Genomic DNA, 16,192 nt, shown 5'->3' on the forward strand with positions numbered 1-16,192 from the left:
CAGTTATCGCTAACATATTGATAAATCACCAATTTAGACTTGGTACACCCTGACGTCGCCCCTAAGAAAGGCGCAACCAACTTGCCATAAGGAACTGCGCAATGACCGTCACAGTAGGTATCAATGGATTTGGCCGCATCGGGCGCTGCACCCTCTCCCACATCGCGGAAAGTGCACGCAACGATATTCAAGTTGTCAAAATCAACGCGACTGGGCCGGTTGAAACCAATGCGCACCTTCTACGATACGACTCTATTCACGGCCGCTTCCCTGGCGACATCACTGTGAATGACGGCAAACTCGACCTTGGGCGCGGTCCAATCGACGTTATGTCGACCTATGACCCACAAGAGTTGGACTGGGACGGCTGCGATATCGTCCTTGAATGCACGGGCAAGTTTAACGACGGTCACAAATCCTCTGTTCACCTCGAACGCGGCGCAGGCAAAGTCCTGATCTCGGCCCCTGCTAGCAATGTAGACAAGACCATCGTCTACGGCGTGAACCACCGCGACCTGCAAGCAGACCACCGCATGGTGTCCAACGGGTCCTGCACCACCAACTGCCTCGCCCCGCTTGCCAAAGTCTTGAATGACGCCATTGGCATTGAGCGCGGCATCATGACAACGATCCACAGCTACACTGGCGACCAGCCAACACTGGACCGCCGCCACGAAGACCTCTACCGCGCCCGCGCTGCGGCCATGGCAATGATCCCAACATCGACAGGTGCGGCTAAGGCGCTGTCGCTTGTACTGCCGGAAATGGAAGGCAAGCTCGACGGGACCGCCCTGCGCGTTCCAACGCCGAATGTCTCAGCCGTTGATCTGACATTTGAAGCTGCCAAAGACGTGACCGTTGAAGACGTAAACGCCGTCGTCGCCGAGGCCTGCGCTGGGCACATGGGCATGGTGATGACCTATGATCCAGAACCAAAGGTTTCGATCGACTTCAACCACACACCTGAAAGTTCAATCTTCGCACCAGACCAAACCAAGGTCATCGGTAGGCGCACCGTACGCGTTCTGGCATGGTACGACAACGAGTGGGGTTTCTCGGTTCGTATGGCGGACGTTGCGGCGCACATGGGTCGCTTGAACTAAGGCCACACTTTCGCCAAAACGCGGTGCTACAACAGGTGCGACCCAAAGGGACGCTCCGTGGATACGACATACAATGAACATCTAACCCGCCTGGCCGAACGCCATCTGGAAAACAAACTGCGCAATAGCTGGATTATGGTGGCAATCGGTTTTGCGAGTGCCGTCGCGTTCTTAACTTGGTCTTATGTTGAATTCTCGCGCCTTGGGTATTTGCCTGTGTTGGGTATCTTGTTTTCTGGCTTTATCCTCGCCGGTGGAACGCCACAGTTCTTTCGCCAAATGAGGACGATAGCGTCGTCCCCAGTTCACGCTAGTCATTCATATCAAGATCAACAAAACAGCATTCGACACGGCCTCGTTGCGCAGGAACTAGAAAGTTCAGCAATCCGAACATTACAGCGAAAACTAAAGATTGCGTTTATTGTGCGCATGCTTGGTGTTCTTGCGCTGCTGTCACTTTATCCAATCGCCACTATTCTGGCGGACGATGGAACGCGAGGGTCTTATAAGCACAATCACGTCACCGGCGAGGTTCTCATTTCCTATGACGGTCGGGAATGGTATGGCCTAGGCCCATGACCACACGCCTCGCCTTTATCCTGTTCTTGCTGATCGCCGCGTTTTTCGTGCTGGACCATTACGTCCTACACCTGAACGCAGGAGTATTTCTTGGTAGAAAGATCATAGAATTGATGAGCTGGATCGCAATCTGGCGATAGTTCCGTGTCTGACGGGTTGACCTTTCCTGAGATTTGGGGATGTTAGCGCCAACAGTGGCAGCGCGTTGTTGCCATACCCGCTGATCCAAAACTGGAGGCTCCCATGACCGTAAAAGTAGCAATCAATGGCTTTGGCCGTATCGGACGCAATGTATTGCGCGCCATCATCGAATCTGGCCGCACAGACATTGAAGTCATCGCAATCAATGACCTTGGCCCTGTCGAGACAAACGCACACCTGTTGCAGTACGATTCAGTTCACGGCCGCTTCCCGCACCCAGTGACAACAACAGACGACACAATTGACGTTGGCCGTGGCCCAATGAAAGTGACCGCACTGCGCAATCCGGCTGACTTGCCATGGGGCGACGTTGATATCGTGCTGGAATGTACCGGTATCTTCACATCAAAAGAAGCGTGCCAAGCACACCTTGAAAACGGATCTTCCCGCGTGCTGATTTCAGCACCTGGTAAGAACGCCGACAAAACAATCGTGTTCGGTGTGAACGACAACACGTTAACGTCAGACGACATTGTTGTCTCTAACGCGTCTTGCACCACAAACTGCCTGTCCCCTGTTGTAAAAGTCCTCAACGATGAAATCGGCATCGTCAAAGGCTTCATGACAACAATCCACAGCTACACAGGCGATCAGCCAACATTGGACACAATGCACGGTGACCTTTACCGCGCACGTGCAGCGGCCTTGTCCATGATCCCGACATCCACAGGTGCGGCTAAGGCCGTTGGCCTTGTATTGCCTGAACTGGACGGCAAACTCGACGGCGTTGCGATCCGCGTTCCAACGCCGAACGTTTCTGTTGTTGATCTGACATTCGAAGCCGCTCGCGACACAAGTGCTGAAGAAATCAACGATATCATCCGCAAAGCAGCTGGCGCAGGTCCGCTGAAAGGTATCCTTGGCTTCACCGATAAGAAATTGGTGTCCACGGACTTCAACCATGACCCACATTCGTCAATCTTCCACACAGAACAAACCCGTGTCATGGAAGGCAAAATGTGCCGCATCCTGACTTGGTATGACAACGAATGGGGCTTTTCTAACCGCATGGGCGACACAGCCGTTGCGATGGGCAAACTTCTGTAACACCAAAAATGTCTATGTTTTTAAGGGCCGCCCAATCGGGTGGCCCTTTTTTGTTGCACCGTGAAAACGAACCTATGCACAGAACGCAATCCCGTTAGCGCAAACGAAGGGCTAGTGCTGCAGCGCAGCATGACTAGATTGGTGTCAAGACAAACATATATCCATGGAAAGGATACGCTATGACACTTATGAACACCCTCCGCGATCGCCTGACCAAACGCGCCGCTTTCAAACGCACACAATTCGAACTTGCAAACCTGCCAGTTGAATTCGCGATCAATGATCTTGGGATTTGCCCAGCAGACGCGAAGAAGATCGCTGCCAAAGCTGTTTACGGTTAAGTCATGCGTGCGGCACGCGCTGCACACAGAAACTTGATCGACTGTGATTGTATAGATTTACATAATTGAAGCATGTTTCGCGTCTAATTAGGGACAGAACATGCCAAAATCCAAGAAATCCAAACGGTCACAATCAACGCAGGTTCCGCAAAAGGTACCTTTGACACGCAGAACCGTTTTGCAGTCTTTGGCCCTCTATGGAACCGGAACCGCTGTTGCCGCCGGAGGTGGCGCGCTTTTTGCACTGGATTTCAGATCAAAGCTTGCGGAAGCTGACCTGACCCGCATTGGCACCGGCACTCCGGCGATTGTTCAAATACACGACCCATCTTGTCAGCTGTGTTTGGCGCTCCAACGCGAAACGCGCGCAGCCCTAAATGACTGTGATGAACAGTACATTTATCTTGTCGCAAACATCAAATCCGAAATTGGCGCTGCATTTCAGCGCAGAATGGGCCAGCCGCACGTTACACTTGCATTACTGGATGCCGACGGAACGCCGTTGCATTTCATCAACGGTGTCACACCAGCGGATACACTGAAGGACGCATTCCAAACTCACTTCGGATAAGTTTGCCTTAGTTTTTCAATCGAGCCGTCAAAGCGCGTCGTACAGGCGGGGTGACAAATTTGGACACATCCCCCCCGAGCCGCGCGATTTCCTTAACGAGTTTTGACGCAATCGCTTGGTGTTGGGCTTCGGCCATCAAGAACACTGTCTCTACGGTGTCATCCAACTGGCGGTTCATGCCAACCATTTGATATTCATACTCAAAATCGGCAACCGCCCGCAAACCACGAATAATAATGCCTGCTCCAACGTCTTTGGCGCAATCGATCAACAGGTTCTCAAACGGATGGGCTACGATCTCGCAGCCGGTTTCCTCAGACAGAATGGCGCATTCGGCTTCAATCATTGCCACTCGCTCTTCAAGGCTGAACAGCGGTCCCTTATCACGATTGATCGCGACACCGATGACCAACTTGTCGACCAATGAACAGGCACGCCGAATAATATCGACGTGTCCCAATGTGACGGGATCAAACGTCCCCGGATAAAGCCCAATGCGCATGGTAGTCCTCACCTTGATTGTGGGGCGCAAGACACCCTAACACGAACCAGAATGCAAGCGTCCTAGTGGCCCATCACCATTCCAGTCAGCGCATCGCGTTCCGCTGCCAGTTCAGCAAGGCGTGCTTTAACCGCGTCGCCGATAGAAATCAGGCCGACCATCGTGTCGCCGTCCATTACTGGCATGTGGCGAAAACGTCCTTCGGTCATCTTGCTCAGGACGGTGTCTGACGTGTCGGACGGATTACATGTGATCAGCTTTTTGGTCATCATTTCACTCACGACAGTCGCCATACAACTAGGTCCCTGCTTACCCAGCTCACGAACGATATCGCGTTCTGACAGAATACCAGCAGGCGTCGCGCCACCGTCATCGCTGATTACGATCGTACCAATCCGTTTGTCCGACATTATATTTGCAGCATCCGCAACGGATGCATCTGAGGTCAACGTAATGACGCCGCTTGTGCCTTTGGACTTGAGGATTTGGGATACGATCATAGCAATCTCCTATTGTTTATAGTCCAAGTGTCGCGTCCAGCGTGTGTTGGAGTCAAGCAACCAGACTCTCTAGCCGTGCAATCTCGGCCTTAAGCCTTTGATTTAAGGCTGCGGCAAAGCGGCTCAGGCGGTCTGAAGACCGGTCACTGACGTGCCGCACGAGGTAAAAAGACCGCGTCAAAGACAGTTCCTCCACCAGAACACGTTTCAACTCAGGCGCGAAGGGCAGTGCGAAATCATGCATAATTCCAACCCCCGCCCCGTTTCGCAGCGCCATGACCTGCACCGCAACCGAATTGGACGCGACCTGCACGCCGTCAGCCCCTAGATCGCCCAAGTAGTCCAATTCCTTGTCGAAAATCATATCGGGGATGTAGCCAACGATGCGATGCTGTTTCAGGTCATCCATCTTCTCAATCGTTTCCCCCTTGGGCGCGGCGAGGTGAAGTCGATAGTCACTGACCTTTTGCACAGTTAGTCGCCCCGCTTGTGGGCGCGACACCGTGATGGCCATATCGGCCTCTCGTTTAGACAGGTTCACCACACGGGGCAACGCAAGCACCTGAATTTCGAGGCCTGGGTTCTCGGCAGAAATCGCAGCGCAAACCTGTGGTAACAAGTAATTCGCGGCGCCATCCGGCGCGCCAATTCGGATTTGCCCCGTTAATCCCGCCTGATCCCCCTGCGCTTCTTCAATCGCTTGGCTCAACGACGCCTCGGCATCAGCCGCATGGTCCCGCATGCGGACCCCGAGGTCGGTTAATGCATATCCTTGCGGGGATTTTACGAACAACGCCGCCCCAAGTCCCGCCTCTAGCCGTGCGATGCGCCGCCCGACTGTGGCTGCGTCCATTCGCAACGTCGGCGCCGCGCGGCTCAGGCTTTCTGCCCGCGCCACCGCCAAAAACACCCGCATATCGTCCCAACTCGCCATGGCTGCCCTGCATTTTTGCAAAATGAATTTGCCATACTGACGCTTTAACAGGCGAAAACGCAAGGCTATGCTGCAGCTAACACTGGTAAACGCTGGGAGGCGAACATGACCACAGAACTCACCCATTACATCGGCGGCGCACACGTCAAAGGAACGTCCGGCCGTTTCGCGGACGTCTTCAACCCAGCTACGGGCGAAGTGCAAGCCAAAGTACCGCTCGCCTCTGTCTCTGAACTGGATCAAGCGGTTGAAATCGCAGCCAAAGCACAGCCAGCATGGGCCGCAACGAACCCGCAGCGTCGTGCACGTGTGATGATGGCCTTTGTTGGTTTGCTGAACCGCGACATGGACAAATTGGCCGAGGCCCTGTCCCGCGAGCACGGTAAAACGCTGCCAGACGCAAAAGGCGACGTTCAGCGTGGTCTCGAAGTTGTGGAATACTGCATAGGCGCACCAGAGCTTCTGAAAGGTGAATACACTGACGGTGCTGGTCCGGGCATCGACATCTACTCTATGCGCCAAGCTCTTGGTGTCACTGCAGGAATTACACCATTTAACTTCCCTGCCATGATCCCGATGTGGATGTTCGCCCCTGCAATCGCCTGCGGCAACGCCTTCATTCTTAAACCATCCGAGCGTGATCCATCCGTTCCCTTGATGCTTGCCGAACTTCTTGAAGAAGCGGGCCTTCCTGCGGGCATCATTCAGGTCGTGAACGGCGATAAGGAAAGCGTCGACGCGATCCTTGATAACGAAGTGATCCAATCTGTCGGTTTTGTCGGCTCGACCCCGATTGCGGAATACATTTACGGTCGTGGTTGTTCCAACGGCAAGCGCGTGCAGTGCTTCGGTGGCGCAAAGAACCACATGATTATCATGCCCGACGCTGATATGGCCTTGGCCGCTGATGCACTTGTTGGTGCTGGTTACGGCGCTGCGGGCGAACGCTGCATGGCGATTTCCGTTGCCGTTCCAGTGGGTGATGAAACGGCTGATCGCCTGATCGAAGAACTAATTCCACGCATCGATAAGCTGCGCGTTGGCCCCTACACAGCCGACGCTGATGTTGATTACGGTCCTGTCGTCACTGCTGCTGCAAAAGCCAACATTCTCAGAATGGTAGAAGGCGGTGTAGAAGCTGGTGCCGAACTAGTGGTTGATGGTCGTAACTTCAATTTACAGGGCTACGAGGACGGCTTCTTCGTTGGCCCACACCTGTTTGACCGCGTCACACCCGACATGGAAATCTACCAAAAAGAGATCTTCGGACCTGTCCTGTCCTGCGTACGTGCCGGTTCCTACGAAGAGGCCCTTGGTCTCGCGATGGATCATGAAATGGGCAATGGCACCGCGATCTTTACACGTGACGGCGACGCAGCACGCAATTTTGCCAGCCGCGTAAATGTCGGCATGGTTGGTGTTAACGTGCCAATTCCTGTGCCCCTCGCCTACCACACGTTTGGCGGCTGGAAAAAATCCGCCTTTGGCGATTTAAACCAGCACGGCCCTGATGCGTTTAAGTTCTACACACGCACGAAGACGGTCACATCCCGTTGGCCATCAGGCATTAAAGAAGGCGGCGAGTTTAACTTTAAGGCCATGGACTAACCCCAACGTCTTGACCTTTTGATCAAATATGTGCCCCATCTAGGAGTTATCTTGGTTGGGGCACGTAATTATGCCAGTAGAATTCGAAATCTTCACGGACCCGACACTGGTTTACATCCGGTACCATGGGCATGTGAAAACAGCCGAAATTATGGAGGCTCTGACCCAGTTTGCACCCCGCGGTGCGGCACTTGCCGGGCAAACCCATTTCTTTGATTTCAGTAAGATCACAAGCTACGAAGTTGATTATCCACTGTTTTTCAAATTCATGGCGAAACTTTTGGACATTTACCCACCCGAGGTCGGCCAGCAGCTAAACGTGTTTTACGCCCCGCCTGGTCCGCCCGAAGAAATGGCCGAAATGGCCCGAAACCCGTGGGAAGGATCCAGCAAGATCCTGATACGTACAGCCCAGACTCAAGAACAGGCATTCGACATTCTAGGTTGGCCACGTCCTGATGTTGTCGCCCATATGGCGGCACTTTCTTAGCCGACCACAAACATCATGAAAAAACTTCAAACTTAATGAAACTTTCTAAACACGCCTGTCGTTACTCAATATGGGCTCCAAAACGTGGAAGCCATTAACTTTGAAAGGATCAACCAAATGACAACTCGCCGTAATTTTCTCTTCCGTGGCGTCGCAACCCTTGCAGCCCTGCCCGTTCTGGTAACAACAGCACGAGCACAAACAACCCACACCGTCACCATTAAGAACATGTCGTTCACACCAGAAAACCTGACAATTTCTGCAGGTGATACAGTGACTTGGGTCAACGAAGATCGCCCACGTCACAGCGCATGGGACGACAGCGGCGATACGTTTGACACCGGTCTTCTGGCGAACGGTGACTCCGCAAGCGTGACCTTCAATGCGGCGGGTTCATTCAACTACCGTTGCCGCCCGCATTCGAATATGCGCGGAACTATAACCGTTTCATAAGACACGGTTTCACGCATGTGTGAATCTGTGTGGCTTGATCCTGTAGCCCATCCGTGTGAAGAAAAGACAAACATCGGATGGGCAGATCATGCAAAGCAAACGTACATTCATACTCGGCGCAGCAGCGACACTGGCAACACCAATGTTGGTGCGCGCGCAAGAAGCGCCAGATCGCAACGCATCTTCTTTCGTTACACAAGACTGGCAAGACCACTTCCAGTCCCTTGGACGCGGTGCAATTCTCGCAGACATCACGTCGCGCGCACTGCACTATTGGGGTTCTGACGGCAGCTACCGTTTGTACCCGTCTTCCGTTCCGATGACCGAAGCCCTAACACGCCGTGGGTATTCGCAAATTGTACGCAAGCGTGTTGGACCGACATGGACACCAACAGCTGCCATGCGGGTACGTGACCCGTCCCTTCCCCAAATGATGGAACCAGGTGCTGGGAATCCACTGGGCACTCACGCGATGTACCTTGATTGGCCCGCGTATCTGATCCATGGCACGCACGACACCCGCAAGATCGGACGTCAAAGTTCGTCCGGTTGTATCGGCTTGTACAACGAACACATCGCAGAACTCTTCTCTGTTGTGCAGGTCGGCACCCAAGTCCGCCTTCTGTAAAAGACGTCGCTGCGTTTATTCCGCAGCGACCGCTTTCTTAGGTTTCAGCATCTCTTTGAGGTACTGACCTGTAAAGGATTCCGCGACTTCAGCGATCTCTTCCGGTGTGCCGACAGCAACCACCGTACCGCCTTTGTCGCCGCCCTCGGGGCCAATATCGATCACGTGGTCGGCCGTTTTCACAACGTCCAAATTATGTTCAATCACGATGACCGTGTTGCCAAGCTCGACCAGCTCATGCAGCACCTCTAGCAATTTTCGAACATCTTCGAAGTGCAAACCCGTGGTTGGCTCGTCCAAAATATACAATGTGCGACCTGTGGACCGTTTGGCGAGTTCTTTGGACAGCTTCACGCGCTGCGCTTCACCACCCGACAATGTCGTCGCCTGTTGACCAACTTTGATGTAGCCGAGGCCCACACGCATCAGCGCATCCATCTTGTCGCGGATGCTTGGAACGGCCTTAAAGAACTCCTGCGCCTCTTCCACGTTCATGTCCAAGACATCGGCAATCGATTTACCCTTGAACCGAATTTCCAAAGTCTCGCGGTTATAGCGCGCGCCCTTACAGGTTTCACACTCGACATAGACGTCCGGAAGGAAGTGCATCTCAATCTTGATGACACCGTCACCTTGGCATGCCTCACATCGCCCGCCCTTAACGTTGAAGCTGAAGCGGCCAGGTTTATACCCACGCGCTTTGGCTTCGGGCAGTCCGGCGAACCAATCACGGATCGGGGTAAATGCGCCGGTGTAGGTCGCAGGGTTGGACCGCGGTGTGCGTCCAATTGGGCGTTGGTCAATGTCGATGACCTTATCAAGGTGCTCAAGCCCCTTGATCGTTTCGCACGGCGCAGGCGTTTGGCGCGCGCCGTTCAGGTTCATCGACGCGGTCTTAAACAATGTCTCAATCGTCAGGGTCGATTTACCGCCGCCAGACACACCCGTCACACAAACGAACTTGCCCAATGGAAAATCCACATCAATGGCTTGCAAGTTATTCCCGCTCGCCTTTTTAACGCTGACCTTTTTCTTCTTCCCCTTACGGCGCACCTTTGGCACGGCGATTTCGCGACGTCCGGCCAAATAATCGCCCGTTATGCTGTTAGGGTTGGCAATAATCTCATCCGGCGTGCCCTTGGCGACAACCTGACCACCATGCACTCCCGCGCCTGGCCCAATGTCGAACACATAGTCGGCCTCGCGAACGGCTTCTTCGTCGTGTTCAACCACGATCACCGTATTCCCTTGATCACGCAGGTTTTTCAGCGTGGTCAGCAAGCGATCATTGTCGCGTTGGTGCAGGCCAATCGATGGCTCATCAAGAACATAAAGCACGCCCTGCAACCCAGACCCAATCTGACTAGCCAATCGAATGCGCTGGCTTTCACCACCCGACAATGTGCCGGAATTGCGCGACAACGTAAGGTATTCAAGACCCACATTGTTCAAGAATCCAAGGCGTTCGCGGATTTCCTTCAAAATCGCGACGGCGATCTCGTTTTTCTGTTTCGTCAGCGCATCTGGCACAGACAGGCACCAATCAAACGCTTCCTTAATGGACATCTGAACGACCTGACCAACATGCAGCCCGCCGATCTTCACCGCCAATGCTTCTTCACGCAGACGGTACCCACCACATGCCCCGCATGAGCGATTGTTCTGATAGCGTTCAAATTCTTCGCGGATCCAGTTGGAATCCGTCTCGCGGTAGCGACGTTCCATATTGGGGATCACGCCTTCAAACGCGCGGCTTACCTCATATACGCGACCGCCTTCATCATAGCGGAACTTGATCTCTTCATCGCCAGACCCGTGCAAAAACACCTGCTGAACAAAGGCCGGTAGGTCTTTCCAACGCTCATTCTTGTCGAAATCATAGTGCTTAGCGATGGCTTCGATCGTTTGCAGGAAATACGGGCTTTTACCCTTACGCCACGGCGCCAGCGCCCCGTCATAAACCTTTAACGTCTTGTCTGGCACGACGAGCGATTCATCGAAAAACAGCTCAACACCTAAACCATCACATTCTGGACACGCCCCAAACGGCGCGTTGAACGAGAACAAACGCGGCTCAATCTCAGGAATGGTGAAACCAGATACTGGACATGAGAAATTCTCGGAAAAAGTTATACGCTCAGGATCGCCTTCCTTGGGCGCAGTTTCCAAAATGGTAATGCCATCCGCCAAATCGAGCGCCGTGCGGAAACTATCCGCCAGCCGCGTTTCCAACCCTTCACGCACAACGATCCGGTCAACGACCACGTCTATGTCATGGCGGAATTTCTTGTCCAACGTGGGCGGCTCATCCAGTTCATAGAATTCGCCGTCAACTTTGACTCGCTGGAAACCCTGCTTACGTAACTCCAAGAATTCTTTGCGATATTCACCTTTACGGTCCCGCACGATGGGGGCCAACAGGAACCCGCGGGTCCCCTCTTCCATCGCCATCACGCGATCAACCATGTCTTGTACTTGCTGGGCTTCAATCGGCAAACCCGTCGTCGGGGAAAACGGCGTGCCGACACGCGCGAACAGCAAGCGCATGTAGTCGTAAATTTCAGTCACAGTACCGACGGTCGAACGCGGGTTCTTGCTGGTCGTTTTCTGCTCAATCGAAATCGCAGGGCTAAGGCCAGAGATATGGTCGACGTCCGGCTTGCCCATCATGTCCAAGAACTGACGCGCATAGGCCGACAGCGATTCCACGTATCTTCGCTGGCCTTCGGCATAGATCGTATCAAACGCAAGCGAGGACTTCCCAGAGCCAGAAAGCCCTGTAATCACCACAAGTTTGTCACGCGGAATATCGACGTCGATGTTCTTGAGGTTATGTTCCCGCGCGCCGCGCACTTCGATGTTCGTCAACTCAGCCAAGACATGACCCCCTATTTCAAACCACCACATAGTGCCGTTGCATGTGGTAACCAGTCTCTATTTAGAACATTCCGCGAACACAAGAAAGGGTTAACCTCACTCTGCTGACATTCGCGCGGCGCGATACGCAAGCCCCGCAAAAACCGCACCCATGATGCAAATCACGATGCTAATTCCTGCAATGCCCCACAGATTTCCCGCGACAAGCGCATAGATCGGCGTGCCGCAAAACGTACCCATATTCCCGATCTGTGCCATAGACCCATTCGCCCGCGCTTGGTCTTCTGGCGCATCGTTCAACTCGGGTACGGCCGCGAAATTCGCGCCTGCTGTAAGCCCTGTGATAAACAACGCCACCAACGTCACGATGATCGATCCCGTCAACGCCATCAGTGCAAACAAAACAACTCCAGCAGAAAACCCATAGATCGAAAGCTTTGATGCGGGCACCCGTTTGGCAATGAACCCTGCAGCAAAAGTACCTGAAAGGTTCGCCAGTGGCAGAACCGGCGTCAGCCATGCAGCGCCCAAAGTGCCCGGCAAGAACGCAACCAACGCGATGAAGATTGACGTGTAAATCCCATGTCCCAGCCCCGGTGCGAAATAGCGCGGGTTGGTGTAGATTGTGCGGTGCAGCGCGAATATATTGGGCATCGCGGAACCAGCCGCCATGACCTTTGGCAGAACAAACCAGACAATTGGGAACATCAACGCCAGCAAAACCCCGTGGGCGCGGTACACAGCCCAATGCCCGCCCCAGCCTTCGATCACTGGGATAACAAGTGCCAATAACGCAAAACCAACGCCAAAGAACGTTCCCCAAATACCCATCACGACGGCCTTGTCGCTTGGTTTAGCCAACGCGACCATCATCGTCGGTAACGCAACGACAAGCAGCAAATGCCCGAACCCTTCAATGATCCGCGTGCACATGAACCACTCAAACGGCATCTTTTGCCCTTGGACCAAGGATACCACTGCGGACATCGCAACCGCCCAAAGCACAGCGCGGCGTGCGCCGATTTTAGCGACAAAGAAACCCGCAACCGCGCCACCCAAAATACCAACAACGGCAACGCCAGACACCGCCAATGGCGCAGGATGGTTTTGGTAGGCTGCTTGAAATCCATCAAGCGTCAGCGTCAGCTTTGCGAACTGTGCCGCTGCCAAAAGGCCGGTCGTCCAGAGCAGCCCGATAAGCGCCCAATTGGTGCGTTGCGTTTCCATATGTGATGGCTACGCCCCCCTCGCATCAGGGACAACCCACGAAAAAGAGCGCCACAATCGGGCGCCCTTTTCAGTCTTCAAAAACGTCAGCGTTACATGTGAATGACGCGGCCGTAAGCGTCCAAAACGCTTTCGTGCATCATCTCTGACAGGGTCGGATGCGGGAAGACCGTTTCCATAAGGTCTTCTTCCGTTGTCTCTAATTTACGTCCAATAACATAGCCTTGGATCAGCTCGGTGACTTCTGCGCCAACCATATGCGCCCCGAGCAATTCACCCGTCTTCTCGTCAAAGATGGTTTTGACCAAGCCTTCAGGTTCGCCCAAGGCGACGGCCTTGCCGTTACCGATAAACGGGAAACGACCTACTTTGACCTTGTACCCAAGCTCTTTGGCTTTCGCCTCGGTGTAGCCAACGCTCGCGACCTGTGGGTGACAATATGTGCAACCCGCGATGCTTTCTGGCTTTACCGGATGCGCGGATTTACCTGCGATCAAGTCAGCGACCATTACACCTTCGTGGGATGCTTTATGCGCCAACCAAGGCGCGCCCGCGATATCGCCGATGGCATAAACCCCTTCAACGCCAGTGCGGCAGAATTCATCAGTCACAACGTGCGTGCGATCAATCTTCACGCCGGCCTCTTCAAGGCCAAGACCTTCAACATTGCCAACGATGCCAACAGCTGAAATCACGGTGTCGAACTCTTGCTTCTCGATCTTACCGCCAACCTCGATGTGTGCGGTAACTTTGCCTTTGCCGCGGTCCAACTGTTTAACCATGGCTTTTTCCATGATCTTCATGCCCTGTTTCACAAACTGCTTTTTGGCGAATTTGGAAATGTCTTCGTCTTCCACAGGCAACACGCGGTCCATAACTTCGACAACGGTCGTATCCGCGCCCAATGTGTTGTAAAAGCTGGCAAATTCAATGCCAATCGCACCAGAACCGATCACCAGCAATTTCTTCGGCATACGCACAGGATCAAGTGCGGCCCTATATGTCCAAACCAAATCGCCATCCGCTTCAAGGCCAGGCAGTTCACGCGCACGCGCACCTGTCGCAATGATGATATTCTTAGCAGTCAGTTCTTCAGTGCCTTTGTCCGTCTTAACGCTGACCTTGCCTTTGCCAGCAATCTTGGCCTCGCCCATGACGACCGTCACCTTGTTCTTTTTGAACAAGCCGCGAATGCCGCCTTCCATTTGCTTGGCAACACCGCGTGAGCGTTTCACAACGGCAGGCAGATCATAGTCGATCTTTTCCGCGGATAGGCCAAATTCCTTAGCCCGTTCCATTAGGTGGAAAACTTCGGACGATCGCAGCAATGCCTTCGTCGGGATACACCCCCAGTTCAGACAAATGCCTCCCAGATTTTCGCGTTCAACCACACAAACCTTCAGGCCTAGTTGTGCGCCACGAATTGCCGCCACATAGCCACCAGGCCCCGCACCAATTACGATCATATCAAAGTTTTGAGCCACGCTGGGATCCTCCTCATCCGAATATAGTTTAGCATTAAACTACTTTTCAAATTAGAACCAGTGACCGAACGTCAATTCAGCTATGCACAGGTGTCACAGCTTCGCGAGTGCCTGTTTTTGCAAGCCTCACGCAGTTTCGCCCGTCAGATTTTGCGGCATAAAGAGCCTCATCCGCGCGTTTCATCACCACACTTGGCGCGGTCGAGTCGCCACAATAGGCTGCAACGCCCGAAGAAATCGTAACGCGTGGGAGTAAGCCAAACGCCGTGCGCACTTCGATTTCCGAAACGCTGGACCGAAGGGCTTCGGCTTGTTGCATCGCCTCATTCTCAATGCATTGTGGTAAAAGGACTGCGAATTCTTCCCCTCCGACACGGGCGCAAACCGCACTACTGGGCAAAACCGCCAACATACATTCGGCAAGCGCACGTAGAACCAGGTCCCCTGCTTCGTGCCCATGGTTGTCGTTAAACGTTTTGAACTTATCCGCATCCAATGAGATCAGGCTAAATCCCTTTCCGCCACGATCCGCGACTGACGTTTCACGGCGCATCGCGTCCATAAAGTAGCGACGATTATACAAGCCCGTCAGCGGATCGCGGATGGATTGGTCATGCAGCTCATCCCGAAGTTTCACATTGGCAATCGCCATTGAGATATGCTCACCACAACGTGCTGCAAACCGACCCAAGGACTTGATTTCAGCACGCGACATCCCAGCTTTAAAGTTGATGTGCAAAAGCCCAACCGTATCCCCATGCGCGATGATAGGGATGCAAATATAGTCGCATAATGTTGCTTTGGATTGCTCGGATAGGTGATCGCACGGGAAACATAGCGCGTCTGGATTGTGCTCATAAACGCGACCACGCCGCAAAGACCAACATGAATCCGGCGTGATGTGGGCGTTGATGGCATCTTCCTGCCCCCACTCACACGCGCCATCCAGAACATCGCGTGAATTGGAATAAAGGTACAATTCGCCGTAACTGTCCGGCAGAAGATAACCCATAAATTTTGCAACAATTTGAAACAGCTCATCCAGCGATTTGCACGACTGCAACCATTCATCCAGATCTGACAGGGTGCGTGCTTCGGCGCGACGCGCACGCTCCTCTTGGAGAATTAAGCTCGATTTACTTTCCGCATCTTCAGCGGCCTTTTTCGCCGCCGCAAGTTCGCGTGCAGCCTGTCGTGCTTCGGTGACGTTGGTACAGGTGACCACATACCCACCTTCGCGCGTGGGTCGCGCATGACATTCCACCACATCACCCGATGGGAGTTTCCGATCATATTGATACGCGATTCGGGTGTTGGAATGCTTGCGCATTTCGGCCAGCTTTTCATCCGTATACTCCCCGCGAGGCACCGCGGCCGCCAAAAACTCATCCCGGTTCGTGCCAATTCCAAGGGCAGAGCGTTCAAGTTCAAGAACCTCGTAAATGCGGGTGTTGTGTAACTCGCAGGTGCCATCCGCCGACCAAAGGATGATCCCCTGCTCCATCACGTTCATGATTTGGGTTGCCAGCATCAGGCCAGCATCATCCGTCTCTTGGCTATCGCGCCATGAAAGGGACTGGGAAACCAGCTCACCGTCGTCAATCGCTTCAGATTTCGTCATTCGAGAGCCCCGCTTATCCACGGCGA

17 protein-coding genes are annotated in these 16,192 nt (G+C 53.6%); 10 read left to right on the forward strand and 7 right to left on the reverse strand.

Annotated elements, in window-relative coordinates:
* Positions 1 to 101: 101 nt before the first annotated feature.
* The 6 genes from gap (OSB_RS08315) (at position 102) to OSB_RS08330 (ending at position 3,842) form a co-directional block, all read left to right on the forward strand.
* On the forward strand, positions 102 to 1,103 hold the full coding sequence (gene gap / locus OSB_RS08315; RefSeq protein WP_049834552.1) for a type I glyceraldehyde-3-phosphate dehydrogenase: 1,002 nt from the start codon (positions 102 to 104) through the stop codon (positions 1,101 to 1,103).
* 57 nt (positions 1,104 to 1,160) lie between these two features.
* Entirely contained in the window at positions 1,161 to 1,682 is a 522-nt protein-coding gene (locus OSB_RS08320) for a hypothetical protein (protein WP_049834553.1), read from the forward strand.
* The gene (locus OSB_RS16605) at positions 1,679 to 1,822 is read left to right on the forward strand and encodes a glyceraldehyde-3-phosphate dehydrogenase (protein ID WP_143831227.1); all 144 of its coding nucleotides are present in this window, start codon (positions 1,679 to 1,681) and stop codon (positions 1,820 to 1,822) included. The genes OSB_RS08320 and OSB_RS16605 overlap by 4 nt, the downstream gene beginning before the upstream one ends.
* Positions 1,823 to 1,925: 103 nt before the next feature.
* Positions 1,926 to 2,930 (forward strand): type I glyceraldehyde-3-phosphate dehydrogenase, encoded by a 1,005-nt coding sequence (gap, locus tag OSB_RS08325; RefSeq protein ID WP_049834554.1) that lies wholly within the window; start codon positions 1,926 to 1,928, stop codon positions 2,928 to 2,930.
* Positions 2,931 to 3,109: 179 nt separating this feature from the next.
* Positions 3,110 to 3,271: a hypothetical protein gene (locus OSB_RS16775; protein WP_169750364.1), complete on the forward strand. Its 162-nt coding sequence runs from the start codon at positions 3,110 to 3,112 to the stop codon at positions 3,269 to 3,271.
* Between the two features lie 100 nt (positions 3,272 to 3,371).
* Positions 3,372 to 3,842 carry a hypothetical protein gene (locus tag OSB_RS08330; RefSeq protein ID WP_049834555.1) on the forward strand — a complete coding sequence of 157 codons (471 nt, stop codon included), beginning with the start codon at positions 3,372 to 3,374 and terminating at the stop codon, positions 3,840 to 3,842.
* Positions 3,843 to 3,849: 7 nt separating this feature from the next.
* Here OSB_RS08330 and coaD read toward each other — a convergent pair whose 3' ends face one another.
* The 3 genes from coaD to OSB_RS08345 all read right to left on the reverse strand — a co-directional run bounded on the left by coaD (position 3,850) and on the right by OSB_RS08345 (position 5,778).
* A complete protein-coding gene (gene coaD / locus OSB_RS08335; protein ID WP_049834556.1) occupies positions 3,850 to 4,344 on the reverse strand; it encodes a pantetheine-phosphate adenylyltransferase in 495 nt (164 codons plus the stop codon).
* A gap of 62 nt (positions 4,345 to 4,406) precedes the next feature.
* Positions 4,407 to 4,844, reverse strand: coding sequence for a CBS domain-containing protein (locus tag OSB_RS08340; protein ID WP_049834557.1), 438 nt, complete (start codon positions 4,842 to 4,844; stop codon positions 4,407 to 4,409).
* Positions 4,845 to 4,896: 52 nt separating this feature from the next.
* Positions 4,897 to 5,778, reverse strand: a complete 882-nt coding sequence (locus tag OSB_RS08345) for a LysR family transcriptional regulator (protein WP_049834558.1) — start codon at positions 5,776 to 5,778, stop codon at positions 4,897 to 4,899.
* Between the two features lie 105 nt (positions 5,779 to 5,883).
* Here OSB_RS08345 and OSB_RS08350 point away from each other — a divergent pair, with 105 nt between their 5' ends.
* From OSB_RS08350 to OSB_RS08365, 4 genes are all read left to right on the forward strand, one after another.
* Entirely contained in the window at positions 5,884 to 7,386 is a 1,503-nt protein-coding gene (locus OSB_RS08350) for a CoA-acylating methylmalonate-semialdehyde dehydrogenase (protein WP_049834559.1), read from the forward strand.
* 70 nt (positions 7,387 to 7,456) lie between these two features.
* Positions 7,457 to 7,876, forward strand: coding sequence for a hypothetical protein (locus tag OSB_RS08355; protein ID WP_049834560.1), 420 nt, complete (start codon positions 7,457 to 7,459; stop codon positions 7,874 to 7,876).
* Positions 7,877 to 7,993: 117 nt separating this feature from the next.
* On the forward strand, positions 7,994 to 8,329 hold the full coding sequence (locus OSB_RS08360; protein ID WP_049834561.1) for a cupredoxin domain-containing protein: 336 nt from the start codon (positions 7,994 to 7,996) through the stop codon (positions 8,327 to 8,329).
* A gap of 88 nt (positions 8,330 to 8,417) precedes the next feature.
* Complete coding sequence (locus OSB_RS08365; protein ID WP_049834562.1) at positions 8,418 to 8,957, forward strand: L,D-transpeptidase; 540 nt, start codon at positions 8,418 to 8,420, stop codon at positions 8,955 to 8,957.
* 15 nt (positions 8,958 to 8,972) lie between these two features.
* On the opposite strand, the gene uvrA is transcribed toward OSB_RS08365, so the two are convergent.
* The 4 genes from uvrA to OSB_RS08385 form a co-directional block, all read right to left on the reverse strand.
* Positions 8,973 to 11,834, reverse strand: a complete 2,862-nt coding sequence (uvrA, locus tag OSB_RS08370) for an excinuclease ABC subunit UvrA (RefSeq protein WP_049834563.1) — start codon at positions 11,832 to 11,834, stop codon at positions 8,973 to 8,975.
* Positions 11,835 to 11,930: 96 nt separating this feature from the next.
* Entirely contained in the window at positions 11,931 to 13,061 is a 1,131-nt protein-coding gene (locus OSB_RS08375) for an MFS transporter (RefSeq protein WP_049834564.1), read from the reverse strand.
* 92 nt (positions 13,062 to 13,153) lie between these two features.
* Positions 13,154 to 14,527: a dihydrolipoyl dehydrogenase gene (gene lpdA / locus OSB_RS08380; protein WP_049836100.1), complete on the reverse strand. Its 1,374-nt coding sequence runs from the start codon at positions 14,525 to 14,527 to the stop codon at positions 13,154 to 13,156.
* Between the two features lie 94 nt (positions 14,528 to 14,621).
* A complete protein-coding gene (locus OSB_RS08385; RefSeq protein ID WP_074202211.1) occupies positions 14,622 to 16,166 on the reverse strand; it encodes a diguanylate cyclase in 1,545 nt (514 codons plus the stop codon).
* Positions 16,167 to 16,192 lie beyond the last annotated feature (26 nt).

Source organism: Octadecabacter temperatus (assembly GCF_001187845.1).
Lineage (GTDB): Bacteria > Pseudomonadota > Alphaproteobacteria > Rhodobacterales > Rhodobacteraceae > Octadecabacter > Octadecabacter temperatus.

Excerpts from the sequence above, each read along its gene's own strand:
- OSB_RS08340 (WP_049834557.1), bottom strand. The coding sequence starts at position 4,844 with ATGATCGTATCCCAAATCCTCAAGTCCAAAGGCACAAGCGGCGTCATT.
- OSB_RS08360 (WP_049834561.1), top strand. The coding sequence starts at position 7,994 with ATGACAACTCGCCGTAATTTTCTCTTCCGTGGCGTCGCAACCCTTGCA.
- OSB_RS16605 (WP_143831227.1), top strand. The coding sequence starts at position 1,679 with ATGACCACACGCCTCGCCTTTATCCTGTTCTTGCTGATCGCCGCGTTT.
- lpdA (WP_049836100.1), bottom strand. The coding sequence starts at position 14,527 with ATGATCGTAATTGGTGCGGGGCCTGGTGGCTATGTGGCGGCAATTCGT.
- OSB_RS08350 (WP_049834559.1), top strand. The coding sequence starts at position 5,884 with ATGACCACAGAACTCACCCATTACATCGGCGGCGCACACGTCAAAGGA.
- OSB_RS08355 (WP_049834560.1), top strand. The coding sequence starts at position 7,457 with ATGCCAGTAGAATTCGAAATCTTCACGGACCCGACACTGGTTTACATC.
- OSB_RS08375 (WP_049834564.1), bottom strand. The coding sequence starts at position 13,061 with ATGGAAACGCAACGCACCAATTGGGCGCTTATCGGGCTGCTCTGGACG.
- coaD (WP_049834556.1), bottom strand. The coding sequence starts at position 4,344 with ATGCGCATTGGGCTTTATCCGGGGACGTTTGATCCCGTCACATTGGGA.
- OSB_RS08345 (WP_049834558.1), bottom strand. The coding sequence starts at position 5,778 with ATGGCGAGTTGGGACGATATGCGGGTGTTTTTGGCGGTGGCGCGGGCA.
- gap (WP_049834554.1), top strand. The coding sequence starts at position 1,926 with ATGACCGTAAAAGTAGCAATCAATGGCTTTGGCCGTATCGGACGCAAT.
- OSB_RS08385 (WP_074202211.1), bottom strand. The coding sequence starts at position 16,166 with ATGACGAAATCTGAAGCGATTGACGACGGTGAGCTGGTTTCCCAGTCC.
- OSB_RS16775 (WP_169750364.1), top strand. The coding sequence starts at position 3,110 with ATGACACTTATGAACACCCTCCGCGATCGCCTGACCAAACGCGCCGCT.
- gap (WP_049834552.1), top strand. The coding sequence starts at position 102 with ATGACCGTCACAGTAGGTATCAATGGATTTGGCCGCATCGGGCGCTGC.
- OSB_RS08365 (WP_049834562.1), top strand. The coding sequence starts at position 8,418 with ATGCAAAGCAAACGTACATTCATACTCGGCGCAGCAGCGACACTGGCA.
- OSB_RS08330 (WP_049834555.1), top strand. The coding sequence starts at position 3,372 with ATGCCAAAATCCAAGAAATCCAAACGGTCACAATCAACGCAGGTTCCG.